The sequence below is a fragment of the Larkinella ripae genome (genome assembly GCF_054780775.1).
The window spans coordinates 67,174-84,452 of the sequence record NZ_BAAGVR010000027.1 but is presented as its reverse complement, the minus strand read 5'-3'; the positions used below and the strand labels follow the sequence as shown (position 1 = coordinate 84,452).

General features: G+C 53.6%; 13 protein-coding genes. 6 read left to right on the top strand and 7 right to left on the bottom strand.

What is annotated here, in order from left to right:
* Window positions 1-72 precede the first annotated feature (72 nt).
* The gene (locus tag ACYVHX_RS21725) at window positions 73-651 is read left to right on the top strand and encodes a nitroreductase family protein (protein WP_460673795.1); all 579 of its coding nucleotides are present in this window, start codon (window positions 73-75) and stop codon (window positions 649-651) included.
* Between the two features lie 214 nt (window positions 652-865).
* Here ACYVHX_RS21725 and ACYVHX_RS21720 read toward each other — a convergent pair whose 3' ends face one another.
* Both ACYVHX_RS21720 and selD read right to left on the bottom strand, forming a co-directional pair.
* Window positions 866-1,636: an alpha/beta fold hydrolase gene (locus tag ACYVHX_RS21720; RefSeq protein WP_460673794.1), complete on the bottom strand. Its 771-nt coding sequence runs from the start codon at window positions 1,634-1,636 to the stop codon at window positions 866-868.
* 149 nt (window positions 1,637-1,785) lie between these two features.
* Window positions 1,786-2,808, bottom strand: coding sequence for a selenide, water dikinase SelD (gene selD, locus ACYVHX_RS21715; RefSeq protein ID WP_460673793.1), 1,023 nt, complete (start codon window positions 2,806-2,808; stop codon window positions 1,786-1,788).
* Between the two features lie 384 nt (window positions 2,809-3,192).
* On the opposite strand from selD, the gene ACYVHX_RS21710 reads away from it, so the two are divergent.
* Complete coding sequence (locus ACYVHX_RS21710; protein ID WP_460673792.1) at window positions 3,193-6,588, top strand: TonB-dependent receptor; 3,396 nt, start codon at window positions 3,193-3,195, stop codon at window positions 6,586-6,588.
* Between the two features lie 298 nt (window positions 6,589-6,886).
* Here the strand turns inward: ACYVHX_RS21710 and ACYVHX_RS21705 are convergent, their stop codons facing one another.
* Window positions 6,887-7,804 (bottom strand): patatin-like phospholipase family protein, encoded by a 918-nt coding sequence (locus ACYVHX_RS21705; protein ID WP_460673791.1) that lies wholly within the window; start codon window positions 7,802-7,804, stop codon window positions 6,887-6,889.
* 170 nt (window positions 7,805-7,974) lie between these two features.
* Here ACYVHX_RS21705 and ACYVHX_RS21700 point away from each other — a divergent pair, with 170 nt between their 5' ends.
* Window positions 7,975-8,949, top strand: a complete 975-nt coding sequence (locus ACYVHX_RS21700; protein WP_460673790.1) for a polyprenyl synthetase family protein — start codon at window positions 7,975-7,977, stop codon at window positions 8,947-8,949.
* Window positions 8,950-9,029: 80 nt separating this feature from the next.
* Here ACYVHX_RS21700 and ACYVHX_RS21695 read toward each other — a convergent pair whose 3' ends face one another.
* Window positions 9,030-9,749 carry a fatty acid desaturase gene (locus tag ACYVHX_RS21695; protein ID WP_460673789.1) on the bottom strand — a complete coding sequence of 240 codons (720 nt, stop codon included), beginning with the start codon at window positions 9,747-9,749 and terminating at the stop codon, window positions 9,030-9,032.
* A gap of 102 nt (window positions 9,750-9,851) precedes the next feature.
* Here ACYVHX_RS21695 and pafA point away from each other — a divergent pair, with 102 nt between their 5' ends.
* On the top strand, window positions 9,852-11,504 hold the full coding sequence (pafA, locus tag ACYVHX_RS21690) for an alkaline phosphatase PafA (RefSeq protein ID WP_460673788.1): 1,653 nt from the start codon (window positions 9,852-9,854) through the stop codon (window positions 11,502-11,504).
* A 40-nt stretch (window positions 11,505-11,544) separates the two neighbouring features.
* On the opposite strand, the gene ACYVHX_RS21685 is transcribed toward pafA, so the two are convergent.
* The 3 genes from ACYVHX_RS21685 to ACYVHX_RS21675 form a co-directional block, all read right to left on the bottom strand.
* Entirely contained in the window at window positions 11,545-12,006 is a 462-nt protein-coding gene (locus ACYVHX_RS21685) for an NfeD family protein (RefSeq protein WP_460673787.1), read from the bottom strand.
* Between the two features lie 187 nt (window positions 12,007-12,193).
* A complete protein-coding gene (locus tag ACYVHX_RS21680) occupies window positions 12,194-13,111 on the bottom strand; it encodes an SPFH domain-containing protein (RefSeq protein WP_460673786.1) in 918 nt (305 codons plus the stop codon).
* Between the two features lie 328 nt (window positions 13,112-13,439).
* The gene (locus ACYVHX_RS21675) at window positions 13,440-14,609 is read right to left on the bottom strand and encodes an acyl-CoA dehydrogenase family protein (RefSeq protein WP_460673785.1); all 1,170 of its coding nucleotides are present in this window, start codon (window positions 14,607-14,609) and stop codon (window positions 13,440-13,442) included.
* Window positions 14,610-14,925: 316 nt separating this feature from the next.
* Here ACYVHX_RS21675 and ACYVHX_RS21670 point away from each other — a divergent pair, with 316 nt between their 5' ends.
* Together ACYVHX_RS21670 and ACYVHX_RS21665 are read left to right on the top strand one after the other, a co-directional pair.
* Complete coding sequence (locus tag ACYVHX_RS21670; RefSeq protein ID WP_460673784.1) at window positions 14,926-16,257, top strand: UDP-glucose dehydrogenase family protein; 1,332 nt, start codon at window positions 14,926-14,928, stop codon at window positions 16,255-16,257.
* A gap of 31 nt (window positions 16,258-16,288) precedes the next feature.
* Complete coding sequence (locus tag ACYVHX_RS21665; RefSeq protein ID WP_460673783.1) at window positions 16,289-17,269, top strand: UDP-glucuronic acid decarboxylase family protein; 981 nt, start codon at window positions 16,289-16,291, stop codon at window positions 17,267-17,269.
* Window positions 17,270-17,279 lie beyond the last annotated feature (10 nt).

The window sequence follows — 17,279 nt, the reverse complement described above, 5'->3', positions numbered from 1 at the left end:
CGACCGGGCGAACCAGTGTCCGGCGATTGGGTTAGCTTTGTGGTTTCGTACACAAAAGGTTTGTGAGCTTCCATGGAAAATTCATTTGAAATCATTAACGAGGTCATTCGCACACGCCGGAGCATTTTTCCGCCGGAATATACTGATCAGGAAATTCCCCGCGACGTGATCGAAACGATTGTCGCCAATGCCAATTTTGCCCCCACGCACCGGCTGACCCAGCCCTGGCGGTTCACCATTTTCCGGGGCGAAGGGCTGACGAAACTGGCGGACTTTCTCGGCGATCAATACCGCCAGAATACGCCCCCCGCGCAGTATTCGGAGGGAAAATACGATACCACCCGCACCAAGATTCTGCGGGCTTCCTGCGTCATGGCGATCAACCTGGAAATTCATTCGGACAAAGTGCCGGAATGGGAAGAATTGGCGGCTGTGTCCTGCGCCGTGCAGAACATGTGGCTGACGGCCACTGCCCTCAACGTAGGAGCCTACTGGAGCACGCCCGGTAATCTGGACGCACTGGGTGAGTTTCTGAACCTGAGTCCGACCCAAAAATGCGTCGGCCTTTTCTATATGGGCTACCACGAAGGCAAAGAAAAACCGGCGGTTCGTAAACCCATTGAAGAAAAACTGACCTGGATCGAAAGCTGATCGTCAGCGGGTTTACAAAAAATAGCCTCTTGGTCGGTCGACAACAGCCGACAGCCAGAATAATTGGCTGTCGGCTGTGCTGACCATCAAAGGGGAAAACCGGATGGGTAACCGATTAAAGGGGTATTCCCAAGGTTCGGTTGATACGGCATCTCCTGTAACCGTATTTCAAAAACCGGAACCACCCGGTTTTCCGAAAGTCTGCCGTTAAGCCCTATTTATCCAGAAATCGCATCAGGACTTCCACAAATTCCGCCGGTTTTTCGGCCTGCACCCAGTGGCCGGCGCCTTCGATGGTTTCGAGGGTGCTGTTGGGGAAAAGCCGCTTGATTTCGGCCTGGTCGTCGTCTTTGATGTAATTCGATTCACGCCCGCGAATAAACAGGGTCGGTTCTTCAACAATCCGGATGTGGCGCAATTCTCCCCCAATTCCGTACAACTCCTGTTCGATTACGGGCAGGTTCAGCCGCCAGTCAAACTGCCCGGCTTCCGTCCGAAAAAGATTTTTGAGCAGAAATTGCCGCACCGCCACAATAGGCTCGAACCGGCTTAGAATTTCGTCGGCTTCCGTGCGGCTCTGGATGGCAGTCAGGTCAATGGCTTTCAATCCCCTGATCAATTCCCCGTGGTGAATCGGATAAAATTTCGGCGCTATATCAACAATGACCAGCTGACTGAACTGGCCGGGATAGTCCATTGCGAACTGCATGACGGTTTTTCCGCCCATCGAATGCCCAATCACAATCGGTTTTTCGAGCTGGTGATCGGCAATGAACTCCTGTAAATCCGCGGCCATGGCGTCGTAATCGAACACCTCGCTGCGCGGGGATCGGCCGTGGTTGCGCTGATCGACCAGATACACCCGGTGGTGGTGGTCGGCGATGGTTTTCGAAATGGTCAGCCAGTTGTCGGACGAACCAAAAATACCGTGCAGAATGATTAAGGGCGTGCCGGTTTCGCCGGTTTGTCGAAAGTATAGTTTCATGCTACCTGACTCACGGGCGAAGGCCCTTGCCGCCTTCGCCCGTGATCCTCTTGATTAAACAACGATTCCATCGAAATATCGACAGATTAGTTCGCAGAACAAGCTTTTGGTGGGGGAATTGTTCACGCGCAAAAGACCGTCGTTGCGGTTTAACGGACGTAAAGAACCTTTTCGCGCTTTTCGATGAGCTGCCCGATCGCTTTGAGATAGAGTTTGTTTTCAAACGCAACCTGCTCAAATTCAGCGGAACTGCCCGGATCGACGGCGATGAGCAGGCCCCCACCGATCTGTGGATCGGCCAGCAACAACCGTTGTTCGTCCGTCAGTTCATTCACCGCATCACCGAAACGTTCCCAATTCTGGTGCGTAGCGGCCGGAATGGCGCCCTGCGTCAGGTATTCGGTGGCTTCCGGAATAACCGGCAGTTTGTGAAAGTCGATTTCGGCGCTTAAACCGCTGCCATCGGCCAGGGCGACAAGCTGCCCCAGCAATCCGGAATCCGACACGTACGTGAGGGCTTTGACGTAGGGAAGTTTCCCCAGCAAACTCCCGAATGAGTTCAGCCGGGCGGTTTGCTCCAGCACGGCTTCGGCCGGTTCGGGGGCCAGCAGGTCGTTTTGCAACGCGGTCGTCAGAATGCCGGTTCCCAGCGGTTTGGTCAGGTAAAGACAACAGCCTTCCGTGGCCGTAGTGGCTTGTTTGAGGTGATTCAGCCGTACTTTGCCGGTTACGGTGATTCCCAGGTAAAGCTCCGGACTTTCGATCTGGTGACTGTCCGTCAATACAATACCGGCTTCGGCACAAAGCGAGCGGCTGGCGTCCAGAATCTGGTCGGCTAGTTCGGCGGGCAGGTGATCGGATGGCCAGCCTAAAATGGCCACCGCCAGGAGCGGTTCGCCCCCCAGGGCGTAAACGGTATTCAGGGCGTGGGCCGCGGCAATTCGCCCGAACTGGTAGGCATCGTCGACGGTGGGGGTGGAGAATGTGGTGGTGCTGACGAGGGCTTCGCCGTGTCCTGTTTCGAGCACCACGGCATCCGCGCCCGGTGTCGAACCGACCAATAAATTGGGCAAAACCGGGTGGGTCCCGAAAATGCCGGGTTCCCGTTTTTTGATAAAACCGGCCGTTTGGCCGAATTGAGCCAGTTTGTATATTTCCGTTTGTTGAATCATGTCGAATGAAGGTGTAACTGCAAAATAGTTTTCCTTTTTATAAGACGGAAAGTAGAACGGAAAGGTTCGGAAAACCGGAATTGGCCGGAAGGGGAACGGGAGGAAAAATACAGGTAATTGGCTGTATAATAGAATATTATATAGGATTGTTACAAAAAGAGGCCGACCGGTGTTTAAATCTTAACAAAAAATTAACACCCGGAAATTGAACGATAAAAACAGATTTATGGAGTTTTCGTAGATTGCTTGATTGTAAAATTGTTATTTTGGTACTTTACTAAGAACAGGGTCTTGAGTCACAAAAAAAAATGTCGTTTCTTTGTAATGAACTGTACCAGGTTTTAGATGCACTTCAAACCAAATTTAACCAAATTGATCATTTTTATGAACAGAAAATTACTGTCTGTCTACCTCGTAGCTCTACTGTGGGGACTGGCGATGACCGTATTGAGCGGTGGTAGCGCGCAGGCCCAGGTCACTTCTTCGTCCGTTGCGGGATTTGTGAAAGACCAGAAAGGCGACGGGCTGCCCGGTGCTACGGTGATTGTCGTGCACACGCCTTCCGGTACGCGCTACGGTACGGTTACCAACAACGAAGGTCGGTATACCTTTCCGAACGTTCGGGTCGGAGGGCCCTATACCGTAACGGCGACGTTTGTTGGGTTTAAAGAGCAGGCCAAAGAAGGCATCGACGCCAGCCTGGGAACGGCCGCCAATGTCGACTTTGCCATGGCCGATGAAAGTACGCAACTTTCGGAAATTGTGGTTTCGGGCAGCCGTAGCGACATCTTTAGCTCGGATCGGACGGGAGCCGCCACGTCATTTGGCCGGGATGCCATCAACACCATTCCGACCATTGGCCGGTCGATGACCGATATTTCCAAGTACAATCCCTACGGAAACGGTCAGTCGTTTGCCGGTCAGGACCCCCGTTTCAACAATTTTACCATTGATGGTTCGGTGTTCAACAACGGCTTTGGACTGGGTAACTCGGCGCTGGCGGGTGGCCGGACCAGCACAACGGCGGTTTCGCTGGACGCCATCGACCAGATTCAGGTCAACGTAGCGCCCTTTGATATTCGTCAGTCGGGTTTCACGGGTGCCGGAATCAACGCCGTAACGCGGTCCGGAACCAACGAATTTTCGGGATCGGCGTATACGCTGTTCCGTAACAACAGCCTGGTGGGTAAAAAAGCCGATGGCATCGACATTACGCCGAAGCCCAACATCAACGAAAAAACCTACGGTTTTCGCCTGGGTGGCCCGATCATCAAGAACAAACTGTTCTTCTTTGTAAACGGCGAGATGTTCGACAGCAGCACGCCCGCTCTGACCTGGAGCCTAAACCGGGGCCAGCCCGGCAGTAACGTGTCGCGCGTAACGGAATCGGATATGCAGGATCTGGCGACGTTTATGCAGACAAATTTTGGGTACAACCTGGGTGCGCTGGACGGTTTTAACAACGACGTGAAAAGCCGCAAAGGCCTGATTCGCCTGGATTACAACATCAACGATCAGCACAAACTGTCGGTGCGGTATTCGCATCACAATTCCGAATCCGGTTCGGTGATCAGCAACAGCAACAGTAGCAACACGGCCGGAAACGGAAACCGGACCAACAGCAGTCTGGCCCTTTCGCCGGAAGGCAGCGGCTACATCATTGCCGATAACACCCGCTCGATTGCGGCTGAATTGACCTCGAACTTTGGCGGAAAATCGGCTAACAACCTGATTTTTACCTATAACAAACAAATTGAAGACCGGACGTACCGGAACAGCCTGTTTCCGACCATCGATATTCTGAAAGACGGCAGCACCTACACCTCCATCGGTTTTGATCCGTTTACGCCGAACAACAAGCTGAACTATTCGACGATGAACATCACGAATAACTTCAGTTATTTTGCCGGCAAACACACGCTGACGGCGGGTCTGGTGTACGAACATTATACCTCGAACAACGTCTTCTTCCCCTCCTCGAACGGGGTGTATGTGTACAACTCCATCGACGATTTCAAACAGGCGGCTTTAGCGTCGATCAGCGATCCGACCAGCACGACCTCACCGGTGACGCTGGCGCGCTACAACCTGCGCTATTCGCTGATTCCGGGCGGGGGCGAACCCTTGCAGACGCTGAAACGGAACCTGTACAGCGCCTATATTCAGGACGAATTCCAGGCGACGCCGAACTTCAAACTGACGGTGGGTCTGCGGGGTGACATCTTCCAGTATGACAACGAAACGGCGAAAAACTTTAACAACCCGATTGTCGCCGGTTTGACGTTCCGCAACGAAAACGGGGAAAATTACAAAATTACGACGGGGACCTTCCCCAAACCCCGACTGCTGCTGTCGCCCCGGGTTGGTTTCAACTGGGATGTAAAAGGCGATAAAACGACGCAGATCCGGGGCGGTAGCGGTATTTTCGTTTCCCGGATTCCGGAGGTGCTGATTTCGAACCAGTTGGGTAATAACGGGGTGAATACGGCGGCCATTACGGTAACGAACACGACGGCTTACCCGTTTGTGACGGATCCGACCAAACTGCCCGCGGCTGTTCGTCCGCCCGATCCTTCGACGGTTGACTTGACCCGGCTGCCTCCCTACCAGATCAATGCCGAAGATCAGAACCTGAAATACCCGCAGATCTGGAAAACAAACATTGCCGTCGATCAGAAACTGCCCTGGGGCCTGGTTGGAACGCTGGAGTTTGTATACAACAAAAACATTCAGGCGCTGCGGTACATCGATGCCAACCTGAAGGCGCCCGTTGCGGGCAGAACCCTGAGCGGCCCCGATAACCGTCCGCTTTTCCCGGCTTTCGGAGTTGCCAATACCGGCACGGGAGCCGCCAACCTGGTAAACGTGGCACGTTACTACAATCCGCAGATCGGGAATGCTTTTGTGCTGAGAAACACCAACAAGGGTAGCTCGTACATCCTGACGGCGAAACTGGAAAAACCGGTTACCCGGGGCTTCGGTGGCATGATAGCCTATACGTATGGTGAAGCCCGTGACCTGGCCTTTGTGGGTAGTACGGTTCAGGCCAACGTACCGACGACTATGGGACAAAATTACCTGACAACCGCTTATTCCGATCAGGATTTGCGGCACCGGATCATCGGTTACCTGAATTACCGGATTAATTACGGCGGTAAATTCGGCGGTTCTACCCTGTTCACCCTGGGGCTGTTGTCGAGCAGCGGCAGCAAAATTTCGTACACCTACAACCAGGACGTGAACCTCGATGGACAAACGACCAACGACCTGATTTATGTGCCGAGAAATGCTTCCGAACTGACGTTCGCTCCGCTGACAGTAGGATCGGGCGCAACGGCGGTGACTTATTCACCGGAGCAGCAGGCATCCGCCTTCGATTCGTACATCAGCAACAACAACTACCTGAGCACCCGCCGGGGGCAGTACGCCGAGCGGAACGGGGGTGAATATCCCTGGTTGACCCGCTTTGACTTTACGGTGATCCAGGAGTTTTATGTAGCTGTTGGTGAAAAAGGCAAGAAAAACACGATTCAGCTGCGGGCCGACATTCTGAACGTCGGGAACCTGATCAACAGCAGCTGGGGATTGGGCAACTCGGTAACGACGTTCAACCCGCTGGCGCTGGCGAGCATCAACACCACGACCGGCGTTCCGTCGTATCGTCTGGCTACGCAGGTGATTGATAAACAGACCGTTCTGCTGCGGGATTCGTTTGTGCCCACGCAAAATATCAACGCGGTTTATCAGGCACAGATCGGTATCCGGTACATCTTCAACTAAGGATTTACCCTTTAGTAAAAAGCCCCGCCGAACGCGTTCGGCGGGGCTTTTTTTCGTAAAACCGGGTGATTTCAAACTCCCTGCTGACCCTTATTGCGCCGGATGCGGAGCGAACTGTTGCATTGGTACGCAACTGCCCCAACCCGATGGACCGAACCATCAAAACCGGGCTGCGTAGCACGTCCATCAGAAGTGCTCTCTGGTTTCAGGTAAAAATTGGCCTTCCATTTCCGGGAATAGATCTTGGCGGCCGGTGCGCGCAAAAAAGGCGGAAAAGACACCCGGTTTTTGGGTGGCTTTACACCTTGCGGCCGACGCCCTGCGCCCGAAGGACCTCCGTGGCATTTTCATACCCCTGAACGATCAAACGCCCAATATCATCGGATGAGAATTTCATCAGGTTGAGGTACAGCGGTTCGTGGGGCCGAACCAGCGTCAGGTGCATGTCGTTGCCGCGTAGTTTCTCCCGCTCGATCCAGCGTTCGGCCCAGGCAATGTCGTTGTTGACAATCTGGTTGACGGTAATATCCTTCACCCGCTCGAGGAGGTTGAACAGACTGCGGTAATTAAATTTTTCGGTGAAAATCCGCCGGGCGTGGCAGGCCACACACACCAGTTCGTCGGCGCCGTCGTCGATGGCTTCCCGCAAAGGCGCTACTTCCCGCAAACCGCCGTCCAGAAACATCTTCTGGCGGTCGCCACCGATGCAAACGGCGGGCATCAGAAACGGCAGCGAACTGCTGGCAATCACGTAATCCATAATGCAGTCGTCATCGTTGCTGGCGTACACCATGTCGCCCTTGATGATGTCGACCGCACCCACCTTGAGTTTAACCGGACTGTTGACGAGCGTGGGTAGTTTGATGTGATTTCTGAGCAGTTTTTGCAGCGGAGCATTGTCCAGAAAACCGTCGAACCGGCTCATCAGTGTGTTGTAACCCATCATCAGCCGTGACCGGATTTCGGCCACATCTTCGGGGCGGGTGATGTTCCGGACCCAGAACTCGATGAGTTGGCGCCCGGCTTTTTTCCAGTCGATGGCGCCATGTTCGGCAAATTGCTTGCCGGCTTCGTGCACCAGAAAAACCGCATTCAGACTGCCCACCGAAATGCCGTAGATTGCTTCGGGTTCAAAACCGGCTTCCAGAATCGCCTGAATGGCACCGGCCTGAAAAGCCCCCTTGAGCGAACCGCCCCCGAGTACAAGTGTGCGCATGAAATGGATTGATGATTTAGGAATGAGAAACGATGAATGTAAAACTTTTCAATTCATCATTCCTAATTCATCCTCCATAATTTTTTGAAGTTTTGTCCTGATGTTCGCGTTTGAGTGGTATACTTGCGCCCTGAATAGGGTTCGTCTAACCCGACGAACGGGTTGCAACGATGCCACTATCGATCCGGGACATACAAGCGCCGATTGCTGCTGAAATGGAAACGTTTGAGCAAAAATTCCGGCAGTTTATGAAAAGTGAAGTGATGTTGCTGGATCAGATCATGAACTACATTGTGCGTCGGAAAGGCAAGCAATTGCGGCCCATGTTCGTGTTCCTGACGGCGGGGGTTTGCGGCACCATTACCGAATCGACGCACCGCGGGGCGGCCCTGATTGAACTCCTGCACACGGCCACACTGGTGCATGACGATGTGGTTGACGATTCCAACTACCGCCGGAGTTTTTTTTCCATCAACGCCCTCTGGAAAAACAAAATTGCCGTGCTGGTGGGCGATTACCTGCTCTCGCGCGGCTTGCTGCTCTCGGTTGATAACGAAGAGTTTGATCTGCTGAAAATTGTTTCCACTGCCGTGCGTGAAATCAGCGAAGGCGAATTGCTCCAAATCGAAAAGGCCCGCCGGCTCGACATTACCGAAGCGGTTTATTACGAAATCATCCGCCAGAAAACCGCGTCGTTGATTTCGGCCTGCTGCGCGGTGGGAGCCCGCTCGGTGAACGCGTCGAAAGAAGTCATTGAAACCGCCCGCATGTTCGGCGAAAAAGTCGGCATTGCGTTCCAGATCAAAGACGATCTGTTTGATTACGGCGAAGTGGAGGTCGGCAAACCGCTCGGCATCGACATCAAGGAAAAGAAAATGACGCTGCCTTTGATTTACGCCCTGAATCACGCGGGCTGGGCCGAAAAACGCCGGATGATCAACCTGGTCAAAAACGAAAGTGAAAATCCGAAGCGGGTGGCCGAAGTGATCAGTTTTGTCAAAAAATCGGGCGGTATCGACTACGCTACCACCGTCATGAGCCGCTACGTCGACGAAGCCAAGGCTTTGCTCTTCACCCTGCCCAGCTCCCAATACCGCACATCCCTGGAGCAACTGGTGCAATACACGATTGAACGGAGCAAGTAGCTTTTGAACTGAGGAATTAGGAATGATGGACTATGAATTCTATTGCGTCAGCCCATTCATCGTTCATCACTCATCGTTTATCATTCATTGTTTAACGCCCTCGCTTCCGGGAGTTTCCACCAGGGCAAATACGGCCAGGCGTGGTGTTCGGCGTGGTAGCCAAAAAAGTAGCAACTGAAAAAAGCCGTTACGTGGTTGAGCTTCTGGCTGCGGGCGTTGTGGGGCGGGTTGTGGTGTTCTCCGCGGTGGGGCAGATACGTGCCGAAAAAGAAAAGCTGAAACGTACTTAAAACCGCCGGAATCATCCAGAACAGGATCAGATTCTCCATCGGAAACCAGATTTTCAGGATGTTGTAGGTAATACCCATCAGCACAATCTGGATCACCGAAATGTATTCCTTCAGAAAGCTGTAATACCAGGCAAAGAAATTCGGGTTGCCGTCGTGAAAATCCGGATCGTCGCCGGTGGCCGAATGCCGGTGGTGGAGGTGGTGTTTGCGGCTGAGCCGGTGGTAATTGTTGAAGGCAAACAAGGTCGTGCACAAAAAACCGATGCCGTCATTCAACCGCTTGTTGCGGGGAGCGACCACCCCGTGAATGGCATCGTGGGCCGTGATGAAAACGCCGGTGTATAAATGCGTCTGAATCAGCACAAAAAGATACATCAGCGGGTTTCGCCAGTCAATCGGAAGGGTGAGCAGAAACGCCAGCATGACGAACCAGCTCAGCAAAATGGCCGCGGCAAAATAAAGTCCCCGGTTTCCGATCTGGGTAAGTTTAAAAGAAATCGCTGATGCCATCATTTCATCTTCATTTACCATCCAACGTCCCGCGTACCAGAAATGTTCATTACTTTTGGGGCAGCAACCCGACCGATTCTCAACCGCATTTTTACCATTGGCATGAAATTACTCACTTTTGCGGCCCTTCTTCTCGCACCCGCTTTGTCCATTGCCCAGCCGGCAGCAAAAAAAGCAGCCGCTGCGTCGTCTACCCTGAGTCGGCCGAAACTGGTCGTCGGCATCATCGTCGATCAGATGCGGTACGATTATTTGTATCGGTACTACAACAAGTACAGCGAAGGCGGTTTTAAGCGGATGATGCGCGACGGTTTTAACGCCCGCAACAACCATTATCATTACGCAGCGACGATTACGGCCCCCGGCCACACGCACGTCTACACGGGTTCAGCACCGGCCATTTCCGGGATTGTGGGCAACGACTGGTACGACCGCACTTCGGATAAAATACTCTACTGTGTCAGCGATTCGACGGTTTCGTCGGTTGGAAATTCGTCTTCGGCCGGCAAAATGTCACCGCGTAATCTACTGGTGACCACCGTAACGGATCAGTTGAAAATTGCCACGCAGGGACGCTCCAAAGTGATCGGTGTGGCGATGAAAGACCGGGGGTCGATTCTGCCCGCCGGACATGCCGCCAATGCCGCCTACTGGTTCGACTCAAAAGACGGAAGCTGGATTTCGAGCACCTTTTACATGAAAGACCTGCCGCAGTGGGCAAAGGATTTCAACGCCCTCAAACTGTCGGACAAATACCTGACCCAGACCTGGGAAACCACGCTTCCCATCAATCAATACGTGGAAAGTACCGTCGATGACACCCCGTTTGAAAACCCGCTGGCCGGTGAACCCAAGGCGGTTTTTCCGCACCAGGCCATCGCATCACTCGGCAGTAAATACGAAGCCCTCCGCACCAGCCCGTTTGGCGATGTGTTGACCAAAGAAATGGCCGTAGCGGCCCTGCGGGGCGAAAATATGGGCCGGGGAACGGAAACCGATTTCCTCTGCGTCAGTTTTTCGTCGCCCGATGCCATCGGTCACCGGTTCAGCCCGTCGTCCGTCGAAGTGGAAGATGAATATTTGCGGCTGGACAAAGTGATGGCCGATCTGCTGAATGCCCTGGATGCCCAGGTGGGCAAGGGCAATTACGTCACGTTTTTGTCGGCCGACCACGGTGCCGCCGACAATCCGGCGTATTCGATGAGTCTGAATTTGCCGGGCGGTTTTCTGGAAGGCAAAAACACCAGCGCTGCTACCGACAAAGCCCTGACGGATGCGTTTGGACCGGGTAAATGGGTGATCGGAAATTCCAATTCGCAGGTTTATCTGAACCACGATCTGCTGCGGGAAAAGAAAGTGAAGGTGGTGGATGCGGCCGAAGTGGTCCGGTTGGCGTTGTTGAAAAATCCCGGAATTTTGAACGTGATCAACCTGCACGACGTCAATTCAAACTCGGTACCGGAATACTGGCTGCATTTTTTGCGGAACGTTTACCACCCCAAACGCAGCGGTGATTTGCTACTGGTTACCCAACCCGGCTGGCTGGAAGGCTATCAGAAAGGCGGTACGTCGCACGGAACGCTCTTCAACTACGATACGCACGTTCCGCTGCTGTTTTACGGCTGGGGCATCAAACCGGGCGAAACCATGCGCCGGACCCAGATTGCCGACATTGCCTCCACGGTTTCGGCATTGCTGCACATCCTGGAACCCAGCGGCAACATCGGCAACCCGGTTTCGGAGGCAATCAAATAACGAATGAACAATGAAGAAGTAATCCTGAAAGGGCTTTGGACTAGCCATTGTTCATGGTTAATTCTTCATTGTTCATTTTAAAAACTACCGCCCGGATTCCGTCCATGCGCCGGATCACCACCTGGATGCCCGCCAGAATCGACTCATCGGTTTCTGAAACCGCAATCCATTCGGTGCCCCGGTAAAAGATCCGGCCTTCGCCGTGGGCCGGGATGGTCTGGGTAACTTTGGCGCGGTCGCCGACGTATTCTTTGTACTCCTGCTTTTTGGTCCGGGATTCGAACCAGCGCCGGAGCGGTTTTCGGCCGGCTACCAGGGTGATCAGGGTCACTGCGGAAAAGCTCAGCAGTTGACCGCTGATTTCGGGCGTGACGCCAAACCAGGTCAGCAGGGCCGTGACCAGCGCCCCAACCCCCAGAAACGCAAAGACAAAGCCAACACTGACTAATTCGGCGATTAGAAACGCGAGCCCCAGAATGGCCCAGATTTGTGGAAGTGTCATCGTGGTTTGTGGTTTACGGTTTTCAGTTTTCAGTATACGGTTTTCGCCAGAGCTATCTTTCCGCATTCAGCGTTCAATATTCATTATTCGCTATTCGAGAATAAAGGCATCAATCCCGGCGGGGAACCGCACTGAAACGTCGGCCCGCCGAAAACCGAATACCGAAAACCGTTTACCGACACCCGGTTTACGTTGTTTTCTCCTGCTGCTTGACGACCGTCATGGCGGTGGCAATTACCGATGACAAATCGCCGAAGTTGGCGGGCAGAATCAGCGTATTGTTCGTGCGGGCCAGATTCCCGAACTGGTTAACGACCTGCTCGGCCACGCGCAACTGCACTGCGTTCATGCCTCCTTCTTCCTGAATCGCTACTGCAATTTTTCGGATACTTTCCGCGGTTGCGTCGGCAATGGATTTGATGGCTTCGGCCTGACCGGATGCTTCGTTGATTTGCCGCAGCCGAATCCCTTCCGATTCCAGCACCACTTTCTGCTTCTGCCCTTCGGCAATGTTGATCGACGATTGCTTCTGCCCCTCCGATTCGAGAATTACCGCCCGCTTTTCGCGTTCGGCCTGCATCTGCTTCTCCATTGCATTGAGAACGGTCTGCGGGGGCGTAATGTTCTTGATTTCGTAACGCAACACCTTGACCCCCCAGCCAATGGCGGCTTCGTCGATCGCGTGGACAACGGCCTGGTTGATCGTGGTTCGCTCCTCGAAGGTTTTGTCGAGTTCAATTTTCCCCATCTCACTCCGCATGGTGGTCTGGGACAACTGGCTGACGGCAAACCGGTAATCCGAAATACCGTAGGAAGCCTTCATGGGGTCGATGATCTGGATAAAAATCACCCCATCGACGCGCACCTGCACGTTGTCGCGGGTGATGCAGATCTGCTCCGGAATGTCGAGGGCGGTTTCTTTGAGGCTGTGTTTATACGCCACGCGGTCGAAAAACGGAATGATAAAATTGACGCCCGGTTGCAGCACGGCGAAAAATTTGCCGAGCCGTTCCACCACGTAGGCGGTTTGCTGGGGCACCACTTTGACCGTAGCAAAAACCACAACCAGGGCCAGAAAGGCAAGGGTAAGAAAGACATATCCCATAAGAATCGAGCGGTTAAGTTGGTAACGCTGCTGTAAATCTCGGATAAACAGGCCGATAAGTCCAAGCGACGTGATGATAGGCAGAAAAAACCATAAATGAAAGGTTGCACGGCCGGATGGAGAAAGGATTTAGCCGGATGGCGCGGGCTAACCTCAAAAATCTTTAATCCGCTTTTAAAGCGAAATTAATTCCGGTTTAATGCAAAACGCCAACCTTGGCGGCACGGTTCGACTACCCCAAAAACCGGAATACGCACAATAATTAGCTGAGGTTTAATTGTGAAGAAGGAGAAGAGGCAGGAGGATTCCCGCCTTTTCTTTTTGGTCGCTACGCCAACAGCAAACGGGAAATGACCAGCCGCTGAATTTCGCTGGTGCCTTCGCCGATGGTGCAGAGCTTGGCGTCGCGGTAGAATTTTTCGACCGGGAAATCTTTCGTGTACCCGTAGCCGCCAAAAACCTGCACGGCTTCGTCGGCGGTTTTGACGGCCACCTCCGATGCGTAAAGCTTCGCCATGGCCGATTCTTTGGTGACCGGTTTTCCGGCATCTTTCAGGTCGGCAGCCTGGTAGGTGAGCAATTTGGCCGCTTCGATGGTGGTGGCCAGATCGGCCAGTTTAAAGGCAATGGCCTGAAACCGCCCAATCGACTGCCCGAATTGCTGCCGTTCTTTCGCATAAGCCAGGGCGTGTTCGTAGGCACCCAGCGCAATCCCCAGACTCAAGGCGGCAATGGAAATACGGCCCCCGTCCAGAATTTTCAGGGCCTGAACAAAACCGTCACCCACTTCGCCGAGTCGCTGGCGGTCGGGAATGCGGCAATCCTGAAAAATCATTTCGGCGGTTTCCGACGCCCGCATGCCCAGTTTGTCTTCTTTCTTGCCGCCCGAAAAACCGGGGGTGCCACGCTCCACAATAAACGCCGTGGCATTGTGGGGGGTGTTAGGTTCACCCGTTCGGGCAATGACGACGGCCACCTGGCCGCTGATGCCGTGGGTAATGAAGTTTTTGGAGCCATTCAGCACCCAGTCGGTATCCGCATCGGCGGACCGCTCCCGAACGGCGACCGTCTGCATGTTTCCGGCGTCGGACCCGGTATTGGGCTCGGTGAGTCCCCAGGCGCCAATCCACTCGCCGGTGGCCAGTTTGGGTAAATACCGTTCCTTCTGCTCAGGATTTCCAAACAGCAAAATATGGTTGGTACACAGGGAGTTATGGGCCGCCATGGACAAACCGATGGCGCCGTCCACTTTGGATACTTCGACAATGGCGTTGACGTACGTCCGGTAGCCCAGACCGGCACCGCCGTATTCTTCGGGTACCAGCACCCCCAATAGCCCCAGTTCGCCCAATTGCCGCATCGTTTCAACGGGAAAATGCTGCGATTCATCCCATTGGCGGACGTGGGGCCGCAGTTGCCGGGCTGCAAAATCGCGGACGCTTTGTATGATCAGTTGCGAAAGGTCATCTGCTTGGTTTTCTACAATTTCTGAGGTCATGACAGAGGGAGGTTATGGTGCAGGTTTACGGTGATTTCCAGAATAATGTACAACTAAATCGGAACAGGCCCAACTGGTCAACCAAATCCGGAGCCATGCGGTTTTTTCAATTTAGTTTGCGGTTGAAATTCAGAGTGAACGAGGGTTAAGTCCGCGCGCTGCCCGGAAGATGGGACCATCCGGGTCACAAAATCCGGGAGAAGTAACCGGAATTTGATAAAAAAATATATTTTTGTGTCCTGCAAACCAGGTATATAAAAAGTACAAATCAGTTGCCTGCCAGTCATCAACCTCACACAAATACCATTTCGCACTTATGAAATTAGCAGTTATTGGAACCGGATACGTCGGGCTTGTGACCGGTACGTGTTTTGCGGAAACCGGCAATCAGGTCGTCTGCGTCGATATTGACGAGCGAAAGGTTGAGAAACTCAACAACGGCATCATCCCCATCTATGAACCGGGTCTGGATGTGTTGTTCAACCGGAATACGGCGGAAGGCCGCCTGAAATTCACGACCAATCTGGCCGAAGGCATCGAAGGTGCCGAAGTGATCTTTCTGGCTCTGCCCACCCCGCCCGGCGAAGATGGATCGGCGGATTTAAAATACATCCTGAAAGTTTCCGATGACCTGGGGCCGCTGCTCAAACACTACGCGGTGGTGGTCGATAAAAGCACGGTGCCGGTCGGAACGGCCGAGAAAGTGTGGCTGCACATCTCGCGGGGCACCAACATCGACTTCGACGTGGTATCGAACCCGGAATTTCTGCGCGAAGGCGTGGCCGTTGAAGATTTCATGAAACCCGACCGCGTGGTGATCGGCACCCGCTCCGACAAAGCCAAGGCGGTTTTGAATAAACTATATGCGCCCCTGGTGCGGCAGGGCAACCCGGTTATTTTCATGGACGAACGCTCCGCTGAAATGACCAAGTATGCCGCCAATGCGTTTCTGGCCGTGAAGATTTCGTTCATGAACGAGATTGCCAACCTGTGCGAAAAAGCGGGCGCCAACGTCGATGACATTCGCCGGGGCATCGGCACCGACAGCCGGATTGGCAAGCGGTTTTTGTTTGCCGGCATCGGCTACGGCGGCAGCTGTTTCCCGAAAGATGTGCAGGCGCTGGAAAAAACCGCCCAGGAATACGATTACGATTTCAAGATTCTGAAATCGGTCATGGACGTCAACGCCCGGCAAAAAAGCAAGTTACTGCCGATGATCAAAAACCACTTCAACGGTGATTTGAAAGGCAAAACGATTGCGGTATGGGGATTGGCGTTTAAGCCCTACACGGATGACATTCGGGAAGCGCCGGCGCTGGAAAACATCCGGGCGTTGCTGGCAGCCGGAGCGAAAGTGACGGTTTATGACCCCGAAGCAATGGAAAACGTGCGGAACGTGCTGGGCAATCAGCTCACCTATGCTCACACTTCGTATGCGGCCCTGGATGATGCCGACGCGCTGGTGATCATGACCGAGTGGCCGTTGTTCCGCACCCCGGATTTTGTTAAAATGGACCTGTTGCTCAAAAACAAGCTGGTTTTCGACGGTCGGAACGTCTATGAACTCGACCAGATGAGAGAAGTAGGGTATACCTATTACAGCATCGGTCGGGAAACGGTTCGGCCGGAAGTGCCGCAGAATGCTTAATGTAAACTGAAATTCACGTTAAATACCACTTATGAAACGCGTACTCATTACGGGCGGGGCCGGCTTTCTGGGATCACACCTCTGTGACCGGTTTATCAGGGAAGGCTACCACGTCATTGCGATGGATAACCTCATTACGGGCGATATTCGTAACATTGAACACCTGTTCCACCTGCCCAATTTTGAATTTTATCACCACGATGTCTCCAAGTTTATCCACGTTGCGGGCGAACTCGATTACATCCTCCATTTTGCGTCGCCCGCCAGCCCGATCGACTACCTGAAAATTCCGATTCAGACCCTGAAAGTCGGTTCGCTGGGCATCCACAACTGCCTGGGTCTGGCGCGGGTTAAAAACGCCCGGGTGCTGATTGCGTCCACCTCGGAAGTGTACGGTGATCCGGCCGTGCATCCGCAGAATGAAGATTACTGGGGCAATGTCAACCCGGTGGGGCCGCGGGGCGTGTACGACGAAGCCAAGCGGTTTCAGGAAGCTATCACGATGGCCTACCACACCTACCACGGACTGGAAACGCGGATTGTGCGGATTTTTAACACCTACGGTCCCCGGATGCGGCTCAACGACGGCCGGGTGCTGCCCGCGTTCATTGGGCAGGCGCTGCGGGGTGAAGACCTGACGGTTTTTGGCGACGGCAGCCAGACCCGTTCGTTCTGCTACGTTGATGACCTGATTGAAGGGATTTACCGGCTGTTACTGAGCGATTACGCCTATCCGGTGAACATCGGCAATCCCGGCGAAATTACGATTCGGGAATTTGGCGAAGAAATCATCAAACTGACGGGCACCCAGCAGAAGCTGGTTGTTAAACCGCTGCCCACCGACGACCCCAAGCAACGCAAACCGGACATTACGCGGGCGAAAGAAATTTTGGGCTGGGAGCCTAAGGTTTCGCGGGCGGAAGGCTTACGCATTACGTACGATTATTTCAAAAGCCTGCCGGAGGAGGAACTGTACAAAGCGGCCTACCACCGCGAGTTTGGGAAGAAATAATCGACACGGA

What these genes read in the sequence shown, in the direction of transcription:
- ACYVHX_RS21725 (WP_460673795.1), top strand. Translation starts at nt 73, where the DNA reads ATGGAAAATTCATTTGAAATCATTAACGAGGTCATTCGCACACGCCGG.
- ACYVHX_RS21720 (WP_460673794.1), bottom strand. Translation starts at nt 1,636, where the DNA reads ATGAAACTATACTTTCGACAAACCGGCGAAACCGGCACGCCCTTAATC.
- selD (WP_460673793.1), bottom strand. Translation starts at nt 2,808, where the DNA reads ATGATTCAACAAACGGAAATATACAAACTGGCTCAATTCGGCCAAACG.
- ACYVHX_RS21710 (WP_460673792.1), top strand. Translation starts at nt 3,193, where the DNA reads ATGAACAGAAAATTACTGTCTGTCTACCTCGTAGCTCTACTGTGGGGA.
- ACYVHX_RS21705 (WP_460673791.1), bottom strand. Translation starts at nt 7,804, where the DNA reads ATGCGCACACTTGTACTCGGGGGCGGTTCGCTCAAGGGGGCTTTTCAG.
- ACYVHX_RS21700 (WP_460673790.1), top strand. Translation starts at nt 7,975, where the DNA reads ATGCCACTATCGATCCGGGACATACAAGCGCCGATTGCTGCTGAAATG.
- ACYVHX_RS21695 (WP_460673789.1), bottom strand. Translation starts at nt 9,749, where the DNA reads ATGGCATCAGCGATTTCTTTTAAACTTACCCAGATCGGAAACCGGGGA.
- pafA (WP_460673788.1), top strand. Translation starts at nt 9,852, where the DNA reads ATGAAATTACTCACTTTTGCGGCCCTTCTTCTCGCACCCGCTTTGTCC.
- ACYVHX_RS21685 (WP_460673787.1), bottom strand. Translation starts at nt 12,006, where the DNA reads ATGACACTTCCACAAATCTGGGCCATTCTGGGGCTCGCGTTTCTAATC.
- ACYVHX_RS21680 (WP_460673786.1), bottom strand. Translation starts at nt 13,111, where the DNA reads ATGGGATATGTCTTTCTTACCCTTGCCTTTCTGGCCCTGGTTGTGGTT.
- ACYVHX_RS21675 (WP_460673785.1), bottom strand. Translation starts at nt 14,609, where the DNA reads ATGACCTCAGAAATTGTAGAAAACCAAGCAGATGACCTTTCGCAACTG.
- ACYVHX_RS21670 (WP_460673784.1), top strand. Translation starts at nt 14,926, where the DNA reads ATGAAATTAGCAGTTATTGGAACCGGATACGTCGGGCTTGTGACCGGT.
- ACYVHX_RS21665 (WP_460673783.1), top strand. Translation starts at nt 16,289, where the DNA reads ATGAAACGCGTACTCATTACGGGCGGGGCCGGCTTTCTGGGATCACAC.